The organism is Mesorhizobium sp. WSM4847 (assembly GCF_055811335.1).
In genome coordinates, this window is sequence record NZ_JBVVPY010000024.1 from 84,366 (window position 1) to 98,573 (window position 14,208).

Here is a 14,208-nt window from a genome sequence, read left to right on the forward strand (position 1 = left end):
TCATGCAGGATGTCCGCCCAGCCAGGCAAGGCCGATATGCGCGTCGGAAGGCAGGAGACCACGGCCGAGCGTGATGAGACCGAGCAAAAGAATAAAGCCGCCAGCCAGCCGCACGCCGCGCCGCCGCCAGGCTGGCCCTAGTATCCGGCCAACGCCGCCCATCATCAACATCGCAGGGAAGGTTCCCAGTCCGAACCATGCCATGACGAGAAGCCCGGGAAGCGCTCCGGCGGTGCTCGCCGCCTGGGCGGCGAAGGCATAGACCAGGGGACATGGCAGGAAGCCGTTGAAAACGCCAAAGGCAAGCGGTGCTGCGCTGCTCCGGGCGGTCAACAAACCGCGCAGAGACAATGCAAATGTGCTGCCGCCAAATCCGATCGCAAGACGATGGAAGACCTGCAGCAAGCCGAAGAACTGCAACGCCATGGCAATCATGAGCAGGCCAGCGACGATCGCGAGAATTCGTTGGGCGGTGTCGAGGGAGCCGTTCAAGAGCGGCGCCGCCGTTAGACCTTGCGTGGTGCAGATGACCTGACCGATCGCACCCGCGAGCCCGCCCAGAAAGCAATAGGTTGTCAATCGGCCGGTATTATAGAGCAGGTGGCGAAGGACGGTTGCGCCTCCGCCTCGCTGATCGCGGCCCAGCGCGCAGGCAAAGCCGCCGCACATGCCGATGCAATGAAAGCTGCCTGCAAATCCAGCGGCGAAGATCACGAGGTAGTAGATCATTGGCGTTTTCGCAGCGCCGCGTCCGCGTCGCTATTGCCGCACAAGATAGACAAGAAAGATGATAAAGCCGACGGTGCAGCCGCCATAGATGAGGAAGCCGAGCATCTGTGGCAAGCCGGCGTCAGCGAGCTTGAAAACCGTGTCCTGTAGCATCCGCTGCTCCTATGTCAGCCGAAATAAAGACGAAGCACGTTTACCGCCACCTCGAAGGCCAGGAAAAGGAGGTTCAATGTGGCGACCCCAAGGAGAATTTTGGCTACCAACATCTCCATCACTCCTGCCTTACCAGCTCTTGCGACAGTCTTCTTAGAACAGACGGCCGGGGCCGAGCCCGCCCCAGTAAACATACATGTAATACAGCCCCCAGGCGAACAGCAGCACGTAGACGACGAGAAGCCATAGCGGAATGAAGCCCACACGCGCCTGTATCAGGCCGCCGGCATAGTCCTCTAGTTCAGGGTGCGAGCTTTGACGTACATCCAGTTCCGGGTGCCTCGGGCTCTCCGGATCGCTGCTCTGCAGATCGCTCATTCTCCATCTCCCTTTCAAAAAAGCCGTTGGCGGCTTTGTCGGTGCCGCTCAACGCGCCGGATAGGACGCCCCAGATGAACAAGAACAGGGCCGCCAGGCTCATCATCATGGCGCCGACATAGGGTCCGGTGACTTCAAAACCGAGCATGCACTAACCTCCGGCGGGTGCCTGTTCCTCGCCAGGCGGCGCTGGCGGGCCGGACGCCGGCACCGACGGATCGGGCACATAGGCTCGCTCAGGCTTGTCAGCGACCAGTTCCAGATCGTTCAGCGCCGCGCGGGCCTCCTGCTTGATCGACAGCGGCTGCAGCGAGAGCGGGTCTTTATAGGCGGAAAGCGCCACCACGAAATAGGAAAGCGCCCACCGGTCCTCGTCCGGAAAAGAGTCCCGATAGGACGGCATCGGCGTGCCGCTGAGGCCGGTAGTTATCGTCCGGAAGATGTCTTCGACGGCCGGGCCAGACTTGAACTGGCCGCTGGTGAGGTCGGCCGGCACGGCGGCGAACCCGAGATCATCCTTGAGGCCGGCAGCCTTCTCGCCGTCGCCCTTGCCGCCTTGGCCGTGGCACTCCCAGCACTTCGCCACCTGCCAAATCTCCTTACCTCGGTCCAGCATCGTCTGGGACGGGGTCGGCGGGCGCCCGATATACAACGGTGGGCCAGGCGGTTCCTCGACGAAGAAAGCGTAAGGACTGGCGGGATCGGAACGGTCAACCGCTAGCTCATATTTGATGTATTGGATCACCGCCAGCCGATCGTTGAGCGGCAGTTCGTACCAAGGGGGCATTGCCGTGCCGCGGATGCCGCGAGTAATGGTGCGCAGCATGTCGCCGTCCGTGGGCAGGGGCTCCTTTGTCAACCTGAACTTGAAGACTGCGGACGTGAAGTCCCTGGGCCGCTGGTTAAACATAAAGGTGGCGGCCGGCCCGTTGCCGTCGCCTTTGGCACCGTGGCAACCGATGCAGCGGCGCTCATAGACTTCCTTCCCATAAGCAATCCATTCCTCGGAGCGCGGCATCGTCGCATCCATGACCTCCAGGCTTTGCGGCTCGAAAAGATCGCGCCATTTACCCCGGTTCGTGCCGAGCTTCTGGACGTAGGAAACGAGCGCCGCCACCGATTCCGTCTCCGCCGCGATGCTGACGGTTTCTCCTGTGTATTCGTCATTCGGCGTCAGGATGATCGGCTTTCTTTCGCGCGCCTTCAGCGGCACGAACAGCAACCCGTACGCATTCGGCGTCAGCTGGATGGCTTGCTGGCTGTCGAAGTCGAACAGGCCTTCGGTGACCCCTGTCCTTTCCAGGGTCCGATTTCCAGCGCCGTCGTCAACGATACGGACGGCTGCATCGGGCTCGTGGAAGAGGCCGCGATACGGCGCCATTATCGAGTCCGGCACCAGCATCCGCGGATTGTAGAAGTGCGCCAGGTGCCATTCGTCGCTGTATTTCAGGCCGACGCGCGTCAGGTCCGGCCCGATCCGGCGTGTGCCTAACAGGTGCGGCACGTCATAGGCGTATTCGCCCGCCTCGCTGACCGGTCCCCAGCGGCGGATCTCGCCGGTCACCGGCCGCACGAATTGCGAATGGCAGTACCAGCAGCCTTCGCGCAGGTAAATGTTGCGGCCGCGACGCTGCTGTTCGGTGTAGTCAGTCGCCTCTGAAACCGTCCATTTCAGCTGGCCGAAATCCGTCCGCACCACCGAGGTCACGCGCGTAGTTCGCGAGGACGGCTCCACGAAGGGCAGCACGCCCTGCGTGATCACCGCGAGGGTGATGCAAAAGACGCCGGCGAACAGCGCGAAGAAGCGAACGTTCACTGCGCGGGCCCTCCCGCCGGGGCCGGGATAGGCGCCTCCACCGGCCCGCGGACGCGTCGCGCCTCAGCCGCCGGGCTGGTCAGTGCAGTCAGCATCAGATTCACCACCAGCAGCGACATACCGATATCCATGCTGATCCCTGCCAGGGTCCGCGCCAGCCAGTAGGGCTTCACCCAGACGAGCGAGTCGAGCCATTCGACCCCATTCATCCATTGATAACCCTGCTGCAGCCCGCCCGCTGTGAGGACCAGGCCCATGGTCGTGATGCCGACGGTGATCAGCCAGAACGACCAGTTGCCGAGCTTGAAGGACCAGAGTTCGCGCCCGAACAGCCGCGGCCAGGTATAGACGAGGCCCCCCATCGCCCAGACGACGAAGGTGCCGAACACGGTGAGATGCGAATGCGAGATCACGAAATCGGTGAAATGGGTCGGCTGCTGCAGCTGCCGCAGCGCCTCGGTCGAGCCCTGGAAGCAGCCGACGAGATACATGAGCGAGCCCATGATCAGGAACTTCGCCGGCAAGTTCCTGCCGAACTCATGCCACTTGCCCATCATGGTGCCAAAGAAGTTCACCAGTACCGTCCACACCGGAATGATCAGCAGCATCGACGTGACGACGGCCAAGGTCTCGGCCCAGTCCGCGATCGGGCTGTAGAGGTAATGGTGGATGCCGACGAACGGGTAAAACAATGCCAGGGACCAGAAGCCTACCAGCGAGAGCTTATGGGCATAGAGCGGATTTCGCGCGCTGATCGGCAGGAAATAGTAGATGATCACGTAGCCCGCGGGCGTTAGCCACAGCCCGACGATGTAGTGGAGATAGAGGCCATGGAAGGCGGCGCTGTTGATGCCCGAGATCGTGTACGGCAGGATGAAGCTTCCAAGCACGAAGTTCATCGTCGTCCACACGAAAGTGGCGATCAAGTACCATAGCGCGACATAGATCGCCGGCTCGAGCCTTCGACTGATCGTGATCAGGAATTGCGCGGTAGCAACGGCCACTACGATGAAGAATGCGACCTTCGCATAGAGCGGAAACTCTCCGGCTTCCAAACCGTCACTGTCGCCGAACAGCAAGCCGACCAAACCGGCAAGCGTTGCGACGTTCCAGACCCATGCGAGAAGAACCGACCACTCCGACCATATTACCCGCACCCCCGACAGACGCGGCACGAGATAGTAGCAAAGGCCGATGAAAAGCGTCGAGAAAGCGCCGAAGATGACACCGTTGACGTGGACCGGGCGCAGCCGGCCGAAGGTGAGTTCGAGATTCCCCGATCCGAGATAGTCGGGGTAGTTGAAGGTGCTCGATATCAGGACGCCGACGGATGGCGTTACCATCAGCCAGAACATGCCGAAATAAAGCCAGGTCCGCACGACCCGGTTGTCGACCAGCGCATCCAGGTCCACATTCGCGAACTTGCCGCGCAGCTCCATCCCAGTCTCTGCCAACGCATAGACCTCCCCGCGCGGTTCCCGGGCCGCACGACTGCTTCAACCCACCCATCGAGGTGTCACCCCGATGGCGGACGCGCTCCCGTGAAGCCGAGCCCCGGCTATCGACGAGACTAGTACTTGCCTGGCACCAACACCGAACCAGTGTTCGACCAGGTGATGTACGCCTCGAGCGCCTTCATCGCCTCCGATTCGGGATCGATCTTCTCGCCCTGGTTCGGTTTCTCGATGCACCAGTTGATCATGTCGCGCAGTGTCGCGAATTTGGCCATCGACTGCTGGAACTTCGGGAACGCATGCGGGTGGGTATCGGAGGCCATCGGATGGCACATGGCGCAGGCCCACCCGGTGGTCGACAGCTTGACGCCCAACTGCTCCGCCATCGCCGCATCACCGTGGAACAGGAGGTCTCCCTTCCTGACCTCCTCCATGAACGCCTCTTGATAGAGCTTCAGCTGCTTTGGCGTCACCGGGTCCTTGTTGGCACTGGCCGGGCCGACGACGACGGCAGCTGCGACGACCGCTCCGGCGACGGTGGAACGCCTCAGAATGCAGAGGAATGTCGATGTGTTTATCATAGCCATCCCCTTTATGGATTTTCCCACGGGTACTGTCTGTCGGCGATGCGTGGCTGTAAGACCTCCTCAATGCTCTTGTCGTGGTCCTCCGGCGACTGGACGAGCACCTCCTTGCGGCCCCACATGATGTACTCGACGTCGACCTTGTCGTCGGCGTTGACGTTGACGGTTTCCCAACCGACTCCATCGAAGTGATCGCCGGGGTCGACCCGGATCATCGGCTTGGTCAGCTTGGGGACGCCTTCCGGGGCATACGGCCATGGCCAGGAGGTCGCCAGCATGCCGATCGAGCGCATGCTGCCGATCTCGTTGTAGAGCACCTGGTGCACGTGACCATGGATGTTGGTGACCTTTTTATAAGGCTTCAGCACGTCATTCACTTCGCGCCAGTCGCGCACCCAGAAATTCCAGGGCGGGTAGTACTCGTACAGCGGATTATGGCTGAAGATGACGATCGGTTTGGACTTATCCCAGTCGGCGAGTGTCTTCTGCATCCAGTCGAGTTGCTCGCGGCCGACGCCGGCCCACGCGCCGGCAACCGTGCCGTCGAGGGTAGCCATGTGGCCCATGCGCTCCTCTGGCGTCATCTTCTTCGCTGTCCAGTAGTCCGGTCCCCGGCTGACCGTATCGAGCCCGATGAAGCGCACGCCTTTGTGATCGAAGGTCCAGTTGGGTTGGCCGAACAACTCGCCCCACTTCTTGCCCATATCCAGATACCAGTCATGCTCGCCCGGGATGTAGTACTTCTTGATCTTCAGATCCTTGAGGAGCTCAACGCCAAGCTCAAGTTCCTCGATCTTTCCGAGCTGGGCTAGGTCGCCGCCGAAGATCAGGAAGTCGGCCGGCGGATCCATGGCCTGGACCTCTTGTACGGCGCGCACCACCTTGTCGACGAAGCGCGTGTTGAGGGACCTCTCGTAGAGATGGGTGTCCGAAATCCAGGCAAACTTGAACGGCGCTTCGGCGGCGTGAGCGACGTCGATGGTGTTGAGCAGCGGCCACCACGCGAACGTCTGGCCGACGGAAGCAGCGCCGAACAGCAGCGATCTATGAATGAATGTGCGGCGGGTGATTTGGAGCGAGTCGTCGGGCCGTACTCCAGGCGGCTGCAGCACCGCATGCATTTCGCGCCGAATGCGGTCAAGCTCGTCAGACATCAGGGTTCCTCCTCAGTGCAGACCGTTTCTTAAAGCGTCGGCCTTCTCGCAGGAGCGCGACCCTATTGAATCAGTGGGTCGCCCATTTTCTTATTTTTTCAGTTCAATCGTCAGACTGGTGGCCTTATTCTCCTCTACCTTTACGGTCTGCTCGATCGGCCCGGTGAAGGGGTGGATCGCCACGAGCTTGTAGTCCCCAGGCGGAACATCGGTTATGCTGAACTTGCCGTCGGCGCCGGTGACAGCGTAGTAGGGATTGTCTACCACATAGACCCAGCCTTCCATCCAGCCATGCGCGTCGCAGTCGACGCGGACAGTGCCGGCCCGCTTCAGTTCGACGGGTATCCGCTGGCCCTTATTGGGCAGCGCCAGGTTGAAGGCGGTGCGCTTGCCATAATACCCGTGGGTGTTGTGGAGCATTGGGTCGCTGTTGACCACCTCCAGCGAACCGGCGGGTATCATCTGAACCGCGGGCTCAAAGCGACATTTGAGGTTGTTGAGCTCAGGCGGCTTTCCGGGCTCCGGCCAGGCCTTTCCCTGTGCCACGTCGACCAGCTGCACCGCCGCGTTCAGCACGGCCTGATCGCTGCCGACTTCGATCAGCGGCTCCTCGCGGGGATCGCCGCACACCTCGATATCCTTGGTGGGGATGATCTTTGTTGTCGGCACGTCGCCGCGGTAGACGATCGTACCCTCGATCGTTCCGCCTCCCGTGACCGGACCCACTTCGTAGGCTTGCGCAGGCGCGGACACCATCGCAACGAAAGCGATCGCCGCCAGCCCGCTCATCAATTCGCGAATGGTCATAAAAGCCTCCTCCTTCTAGCGAGATGAGGGGCAACTTTTAAAAATAGAGCTAAATCAGAACCATGTCTAGCCATTCAGCAACAAAACATGATAAAGTGAGATAGTTTAGGCGAGTTTGTTAATCACAAACACACGCGGGGGTTGGTGCGTCATTCTCGAAGTGCCGGAGGTACTTGATGAAGCGGCGGCATGGACTCCTCAGCCCCTGGGCCTACGGTTCGCATACCCTCTTCTGCATAATATTCGCAGCGGCCCTGTCGATCTGCCAACCGCTCATGCGGGCCGACACGGCGCCTGTGACGGTCGGTGGCCCATTCACGCTTACGGCGCCGGACGGAACGACGGTCACCGATGAGACTTATCGCGGCAAATGGCTGCTGGTTTTCTTCGGCTATACTTCTTGTCCCGACATCTGTCCGACGACGCTGTCATCAATCGCCGCGGCGATTGAGGAACTCGGACCCGACGCCGCAAAACTGCAACCGCTCTTCATCACTGTCGATCCCGAACGCGACACGCCTGAGGTGATGGGAAGCTTTACCGCAGCGTTCGATCCGCGCATCGTGGGACTGACCGGCAGCCCGCAACAGATCGCTACGGTTTCGGAGGCATATGGCGCTTATGGTGTGGCGCGCCGGGGCGAGGCGGGCGGTGACGACTACCTAATGGATCACGGCACCCACATCTACATCATGAACCCACAGGGGCAATTCGTGGAGGGGCTAGACTCTGACACACCAAGCAGCGGCATTGCCGCTAGGTTGGGTGAACTGGTGCGATGACACCAGCCCTGGGATGACGGACATCACGATTAAGCAGTTGAGCGATCCATAGAAAGTTGTCATCCGGAAGGAGAGCGACCATGCAAAGACATACAAAGGAGGCTTCGGAGCTTAAGGCATTGATCCTCGCGGATCTTCATAAGGAGCCGGGATGCGAGCACGTCACTGATTTTGTGATTCAGCGGCTCGAAACCAAGGAGAACGGGGCAAACTGGACTGTCAAATATCTGGATCCTAATCAAGATAAGGTCTGCGAGACAATTCTGATAAACATCGCGCGAATGTTGCAGCTCAATTTCGACCTTCCTGAACGCGGGTCGTGAGGAACTATGCGAGCGGGATCGGCGCGCATCGCGCTTCGACATAATTCGTATGCAAGCAGGGGAATCGGGCGATGGCGGAACCCACAGCGTTGCACACCGGCAAACCTGGCGGCGTAAAGAACGTCCTTGCGCCGCGGCGATTTGGACCTCCGATGACCGGAGATGCGGGCGATATGGCCGATGGGCAAGGCCGTATCTTGGTGCCAGGCAATACGAGTTATGACGGTTTCTTTGCAGATGCGATCGCGCGTCTGCGGGAGGAACGGCGCTACCGTGTGTTCGCGGACCTTGAGCGCGTCGCCGGACGCTTCCCCAATGCCGTGTGGCATTCCCCGCATGGACCGAAGGACGTCGTGATCTGGTGCTCCAACGACTATCTCGGGATGGGACAACACCCAAAAGTGGTCGCCGCCATGGTGGAGACTGCTACCCGCCTGGGAACGGGGGCCGGCGGGACGCGCAATATCTCCGGCACCAGCCATCCGCTCCTAGAGCTGGAGAGCGAGCTTGCCGATCTCCACGGCAAGGAGGCGGCACTGGTCTTTACGTCCGGCTATGTTTCGAACCAGACTGGCATCTCGACCATCGCCAAGCTGATCCCCGATTGTCTGATCCTGTCCGATGCGCTCAACCACAATTCGATGATCGAAGGCATCCGTCAGTCCGGTACGCAGAAGAGCATCTTCCGCCACAACGACGTCGATCATCTCGAGGAATTGTTGAAGGCAGCGGGTCCGGATCGGCCAAAACTCATCGTCTTCGAAAGTCTCTATTCCATGGACGGCGACGTCGCGCCAATCAATCGCATTTGCGAAATCGCCGATCGTTACGGCGCAATGACCTATCTCGACGAGGTCCATGCTGTGGGCATGTACGGCCCTCGCGGCGCCGGCATCGCCGCGCGCGACGGCGCCATGAACCGGATCGATGTGATCGAAGGCACGCTCGCCAAGGCCTTCGGCTGCCTCGGCGGCTATATCACGGGAAGTGCTGTGCTGATCGATGCGGTTCGTTCCTATGCTCCGGGTTTCATCTTCACCACCGCGTTGCCGCCGGCGATCTGCGCCGCGGCCACAGCGGCGATCCGGCATCTGAAAACCTCGCACTGGGAGCGCAAGCGCCAGCAGGATCGCGTCCGGCGGGTCAAGGCGGCGCTGGGTGCCGCTGCGCTGCCGGTCATCCTGAGCGACACCCATATCGTTCCGGTGGCAGTCGGCGATCCGGCGCATTGCAAAGCGGCGAGCGACCTGCTGCTGAGCGATCACGACATCTATATCCAGCCGATCAATTATCCGACTGTGGCGAAGGGAACTGAGCGGCTGCGCATCACGCCGACACCCTGTCATGAGGACATCATGATTGATCGGCTCGCGGCAGCTTTGTTCGATGTCTGGAATCGGCTCGGGCTGCCACGGGACAATCTCGCCTGAGCGGCCGAATGAGACGTCGCCGTTCCCCGAAGATTTGGTCTTAAGGATCAAGGAAATGGCTGCCAAGGAAATCATGTTCTCGTTCGAAGCTCGCGACAGAATGCTGCGCGGCATTGACATCCTGGCGAATGCGGTGAGCGTCACGCTTGGCCCGCGGGGGCGCAACGTCGCGATCGGCAGGGAGCACGGCGCGCCAAGGGTCACGAAGGACGGCGTGACCGTCGCCAGGGAAATCGAACTCGACAACAAGTTCGAGAACATGGGCGCCCAGATGGTGCGCGAGATAGCAACAAAAACCTCCCATCAGGCCGGCGACGGCACGACCACCGCCGTCGTGCTCGCGCATGCGATCGCCCGGGAGGGCGCCAAGGCGGTGGCCGCCGGGATGAATCCCATGGACCTGAAACGCGGCATCGATCTCGCGGTCGAAGCCGTCGTCGCGGAACTCAAAAACAACGCCACGAAGGTCACCTCGAACGTCGAGATTGCGCAAGTCGGGACCATCTCGGCCAACGGCGACAGGGAGATCGGCCGCTGCCTCGCCGACGCCATGAAGAGGGTCGGCAATGACGGCGTGATCACTGTCGAGGACGGGACGTCGCTCGAAACCGAACTCGAATTCGTCGAGGGCATGCAGTTCGACCGCGGCTATATCTCGCCCCATTTCATCACCAATCGCGCAAAGATGCGGGTCGAGATGCAGGATGCCTATGTCCTCGTCAGCGAGAAGAAACTGTCCAGTCTGAACGAAATACTGCCGCTGCTGGAGAAGGTGGTGCAGGCCGGCAAGCCGCTGCTCATCATCGCCGAGGATGTCGAGAGTGAGGTGATGGCGGCGCTGGTGGTCAACAAGTTGCGCGGCGCTCTCAAGGTTGCAGCCGTGAAGGCGCCGGCCTACGGAAACCGCCGCAAGGCGATGCTGCAGGATCTCGCGCTGATGACCGGCGGAACGGTGATCTCCGAGGATTTGGGCATCAAGCTCGAACATGCTTCCCTCGATATGCTCGGGCGCACCAAGAAGGTGATGATCGACAAGGCAAACACCACGATCGTCGGCGGCGCCGGCGAGCGGGAAAGCATCGAGGCCCGCATCGCCGAGATCAAGCTCGAGCTTGCTGAAACCACCTCCGATTTCGACCGCGAGAACCTCCAGGAGCGGCTGGCCAGGCTCGCCGGTGGCGTCGCCGTTATCCGGGTCGGCGGTGCAACCGAAGTCGAGGTCAGGGAGAAGAAGGATCGCATCGATGACGCGATGAACGCGACAAGAGCCGCGGTTGCAGAGGGCATTCTCCCCGGCGGTGGGGTCGCCTTACTGCGCGCCGGCAGGGCGCTCAAGAAGCTCAAGGGCAGCAACGAGGACCAGCAGGTCGGCATCGCGATCGTCAGGAAGGCGATCACCTGGCCGGCTCGGCAAATCGCGATCAATGCCGGCCTGGAAGGCTCGGTCGTCATCGCCGGGATCCTCGAAAACGACGACAACGCCTATGGCTACGATGCCCAATCGGGCGTGTACGCGGATCTGGTGTCAAAGGGCATCATCGACCCAGCCAAGGTGGTGCGAACGGCGCTCCAGGGCGCAGCCTCGGTGGCAGGCCTCCTCATCATGACGGAGGCGATGGTGGCCGAAGTGCCTGGCCCGCCGCCGCCGGAGCTTCCCGGTCACGAGCATCATCATCACGATATGGATTTGGATTTCTGACCGCTTCGCGGGCGTAATCCGGGCTCGCCGCCGTCAACAATGATCTCGTCCGCTATCGAGGTGAGACAAGTCGCTCGAGGATCACGGTATCCAAGGTGTCGGCTTATGGGGCTACCTGCTCGCTCCGATAGATGAGACGAATGGCAATATTCACCCATCTCGGCCCTTCTCAGTACCTACCTGATTAGGTTTTACCTGGGCCGTGATCCCGAACCGAAGGTCAGCGCAGCAAGATGTGAAACCGGTTTCGGGAAAGGACTAATGAAGCCCCATCCCGATTCCATCGAGATCGATCAAGCGCCGGTCAGACCGGCCGCACCAGAACGTGTTTTTTCTTGCCGAGCGACAGCTTTACGACCTGTTCCGGACCTAGATCCTCAAGTGTCACCAACCGGCGATCGTCGGACACGGACTGGTCGTTGAGGCGCACCGCGCCGCCCTGGATGTGTCGCCGCGCTTCGCCGTTGGACGCGGCAAGCCCGGCGGCAACGAACAGCGACAATATGCCGACGCCGCTTTCCAGATCGGCCTTGCCGACCTCTACGGTCGGCAGCGTTTCGGCCAGCGCGCCTTCTTCAAACGTCTTGCGCGCGGTTTCCTCGGCTTGCTCGGCCGCCTCGCGGCCGTGCACGATGGCCGTCGTTTCCGTGGCCAGGACCTTCTTGGCCTCGTTGATCTCGGAGCCGCCAAGCGCGGCGAGCCGCGCGATCTCGCTGAGCGGCAGGCGGGTGAAAATCTTGAGGAAGCGCGTGACGTCGGCGTCCTCGGTGTTGCGCCAGTACTGCCAGAAATCATAGGGCGAGCAGAGGTCGCCGTTCAGCCACACCGCGCCCTTCGCCGATTTGCCCATCTTGGCGCCTGACGACGTCATCAGCAGCGGTGTGGTCAGGGCATAAAGCTGCGGCGTGCCCATGCGGTGTCCGAGATCGACGCCGTTGATGATATTGCCCCACTGGTCCGATCCGCCCATCTGCAGGCGGCATCCATAGCGCCGGCTGAGCTCGACGAAATCATAGCCCTGTAGGATCATGTAGTTGAATTCGAGGAAGGAGAGCGATTGCTCGCGCTCGAGCCTCAGCTTGACGCTGTCGAAGGTCAGCATGCGGTTGACCGAAAAATGCCGGCCGACATCGCGCAGGAACTCGACATAGTTGAGCTTCATCAGCCAGTCGGCATTGTTGACCATGATCGCGTCGTTTGGACCGTCGCCGAAACGCAGGATGCGGCCGAAGATGCGCTTGATGCCCTCGATGTTGGTGGCGATGGCCTCAGGCGTCAAAAGCTTGCGCTGGTCGTCGCGGAAGGAAGGATCGCCGATCATCGAAGTGCCGCCGCCCATCAGTGCGATCGGCCGGTGGCCGGTCTCCTGCAGCCAGTAGAGCATGGTCGCGGATATCAGATTACCGATATGCAGGCTGGTCGCGGTGGCATCGTAGCCGACATAGGCGGTCACCGTTTCCCTGGCGAAAAGCTGGTCGAGGCCGGCATCATCCGAAATCTGGTGGATGAAACCACGCTCGCTCATTACGCGCAGGAAATCGGATTTGAAGGCGGACATTTTTTCTTTCCCGAAAGCGCCCAACCGAAGCGGATCGGGCGTGGCATGCGTGAACGGGGGCGTTTAGCATCCAAGCGCGGTCAGCAAAAGGGGAATCCGGTTTTTCCACCTGACCGCTGTAACGGCGCCGCACGGCTTCGAATCGAATGCCATATCCTGCGACAGAGCCCGACGCGAGATGCCGGAGATATCTTCGCTGTTCGGCCTATCTCAACCGTTTCGGCCGCGGGTCGGACAACTCGCCTGCCAGACGGCGATCGAGATAGTCCGCGCATTCCTGGAGCAAGAGGTCCGCATCGTTGGAGAAGAAATGGTTGGCGCCGGGCAAGGTCTTCTGGGTGATGGTGATGCCCTTTTGGGTGTGCAGCTTGTCGACCAGCCCCTGCACGTCCTTTGGCGGCGCGACCTTGTCGGCGTCGCCATGGATGATGAGGCCGGACGACGGGCAGGGCGCCAGGAACGAGAAATCATAGGTGTTGGGCTGCGGCGCGATCGAGATGAAGCCTTCGATCTCCGGCCGGCGCATCAGAAGCTGCATGCCGATCCACGAGCCGAACGAATAGCCGGCGACCCAGCAGCTCTTGGAATCCGGATGCAGCGACTGCACCCAGTCAAGTGCCGCGGCCGCATCCGACAATTCGCCGGTGCCGTGGTCGAATTCGCCCTGGCTGCGGCCGATGCCGCGGAAATTGAAGCGCAGCGTGGTGAAATCCCGCTTCTGGAACATGTAGAAGAGGTCGTAGACGATCTTGTTGTTCATCGTGCCGCCGAACTGTGGGTGCGGGTGCAGGATGATGGCGATCGGCGCGCTCTTTTCCTTGGAAGGCTGGTAGCGACCCTCCAGGCGGCCGGCCGGACCGGTGAAAATGACCTCAGGCATAAAATACTCCACATGGCATAAGAATGCGCGGTGCTTGGAACAACTCTTCCTCTGGCCCCAGTCTTCCCAGGCCTTGACGCAGGGCGAGCGTCTTCTTAGAAGCTAGTTTAGAATTGTTCAAAACTGGGTGGCCAAAACGTCGTGGTTCGGCCATCCACGCCGCAAGTCGCGTAAATAGGACGGCTTGCCTTGCAATTTCAAGGAAATAACGCGCTATCCTCGCGGAATGGCTCTTGAAGGGACCGATCGAAACGAAAATGGCCGGAAGACGCGCCTATCTCGACTACAATGCTAGCGCGCCGCTGCTTGCCGCGGCGCGGGGGGGGGGGGGGGGGGGGGGGGGGGGGGGGGGGGGCCCCCCCCCGGGGGGGGGGGGGGCGGGGCGGGCGGGCGGGGGGGGGGCGGGGGGGGGGGGGAAGGGGGGCGGGGCGGGGGCGGGGGGGGGGGGCGGGCCCCGCCGC

14 protein-coding genes are annotated in these 14,208 nt (G+C 61.3%); 4 read left to right on the forward strand and 10 right to left on the reverse strand.

The features are described 5' to 3' along the window. The 8 genes from AC0L28_RS27890 to AC0L28_RS27925 form a co-directional block, all read right to left on the reverse strand. A complete protein-coding gene (locus AC0L28_RS27890) occupies positions 1-729 on the reverse strand; it encodes a sulfite exporter TauE/SafE family protein (RefSeq protein WP_128182112.1) in 729 nt (242 codons plus the stop codon). Positions 730-759: 30 nt separating this feature from the next. Further along, positions 760-882 carry a hypothetical protein gene (locus AC0L28_RS27895; protein WP_023798301.1) on the reverse strand — a complete coding sequence of 41 codons (123 nt, stop codon included), beginning with the start codon at positions 880-882 and terminating at the stop codon, positions 760-762. A 153-nt stretch (positions 883-1,035) separates the two neighbouring features. Beyond that, the gene (locus AC0L28_RS27900) at positions 1,036-1,260 is read right to left on the reverse strand and encodes a hypothetical protein (protein ID WP_014766281.1); all 225 of its coding nucleotides are present in this window, start codon (positions 1,258-1,260) and stop codon (positions 1,036-1,038) included. Between the two features lie 151 nt (positions 1,261-1,411). Continuing rightward, positions 1,412-3,076, reverse strand: coding sequence for a cbb3-type cytochrome c oxidase subunit II (locus AC0L28_RS27905; RefSeq protein WP_128173156.1), 1,665 nt, complete (start codon positions 3,074-3,076; stop codon positions 1,412-1,414). Then, on the reverse strand, positions 3,073-4,515 hold the full coding sequence (locus AC0L28_RS27910; protein ID WP_128168550.1) for a cbb3-type cytochrome c oxidase subunit I: 1,443 nt from the start codon (positions 4,513-4,515) through the stop codon (positions 3,073-3,075). The genes AC0L28_RS27905 and AC0L28_RS27910 overlap by 4 nt, the downstream gene beginning before the upstream one ends. 131 nt (positions 4,516-4,646) lie before the next feature. Continuing rightward, positions 4,647-5,111, reverse strand: a complete 465-nt coding sequence (locus AC0L28_RS27915; protein WP_023798298.1) for a c-type cytochrome — start codon at positions 5,109-5,111, stop codon at positions 4,647-4,649. An 11-nt stretch (positions 5,112-5,122) separates the two neighbouring features. After that, positions 5,123-6,268: a metallophosphoesterase family protein gene (locus AC0L28_RS27920; RefSeq protein WP_023798297.1), complete on the reverse strand. Its 1,146-nt coding sequence runs from the start codon at positions 6,266-6,268 to the stop codon at positions 5,123-5,125. Between the two features lie 90 nt (positions 6,269-6,358). Beyond that, on the reverse strand, positions 6,359-7,057 hold the full coding sequence (locus AC0L28_RS27925; protein ID WP_413468442.1) for a carboxypeptidase regulatory-like domain-containing protein: 699 nt from the start codon (positions 7,055-7,057) through the stop codon (positions 6,359-6,361). Between the two features lie 194 nt (positions 7,058-7,251). Here AC0L28_RS27925 and AC0L28_RS27930 point away from each other — a divergent pair, with 194 nt between their 5' ends. From AC0L28_RS27930 to groL, 4 genes are all read left to right on the forward strand, one after another. Then, positions 7,252-7,857, forward strand: coding sequence for an SCO family protein (locus AC0L28_RS27930; protein WP_287259630.1), 606 nt, complete (start codon positions 7,252-7,254; stop codon positions 7,855-7,857). Between the two features lie 80 nt (positions 7,858-7,937). Beyond that, positions 7,938-8,180 carry a hypothetical protein gene (locus AC0L28_RS27935; protein WP_027154144.1) on the forward strand — a complete coding sequence of 81 codons (243 nt, stop codon included), beginning with the start codon at positions 7,938-7,940 and terminating at the stop codon, positions 8,178-8,180. A gap of 173 nt (positions 8,181-8,353) precedes the next feature. Beyond that, positions 8,354-9,610 carry a 5-aminolevulinate synthase gene (gene hemA, locus AC0L28_RS27940; protein ID WP_287259737.1) on the forward strand — a complete coding sequence of 419 codons (1,257 nt, stop codon included), beginning with the start codon at positions 8,354-8,356 and terminating at the stop codon, positions 9,608-9,610. Positions 9,611-9,665: 55 nt separating this feature from the next. Continuing rightward, a complete protein-coding gene (gene groL / locus AC0L28_RS27945) occupies positions 9,666-11,309 on the forward strand; it encodes a chaperonin GroEL (protein WP_027154146.1) in 1,644 nt (547 codons plus the stop codon). Positions 11,310-11,613: 304 nt separating this feature from the next. Here the strand turns inward: groL and tyrS are convergent, their stop codons facing one another. Beyond that, positions 11,614-12,867, reverse strand: a complete 1,254-nt coding sequence (tyrS, locus tag AC0L28_RS27950) for a tyrosine--tRNA ligase (RefSeq protein ID WP_473481479.1) — start codon at positions 12,865-12,867, stop codon at positions 11,614-11,616. A gap of 205 nt (positions 12,868-13,072) precedes the next feature. Beyond that, entirely contained in the window at positions 13,073-13,747 is a 675-nt protein-coding gene (locus AC0L28_RS27955; protein ID WP_027154148.1) for an alpha/beta hydrolase, read from the reverse strand. Positions 13,748-14,208 lie beyond the last annotated feature (461 nt).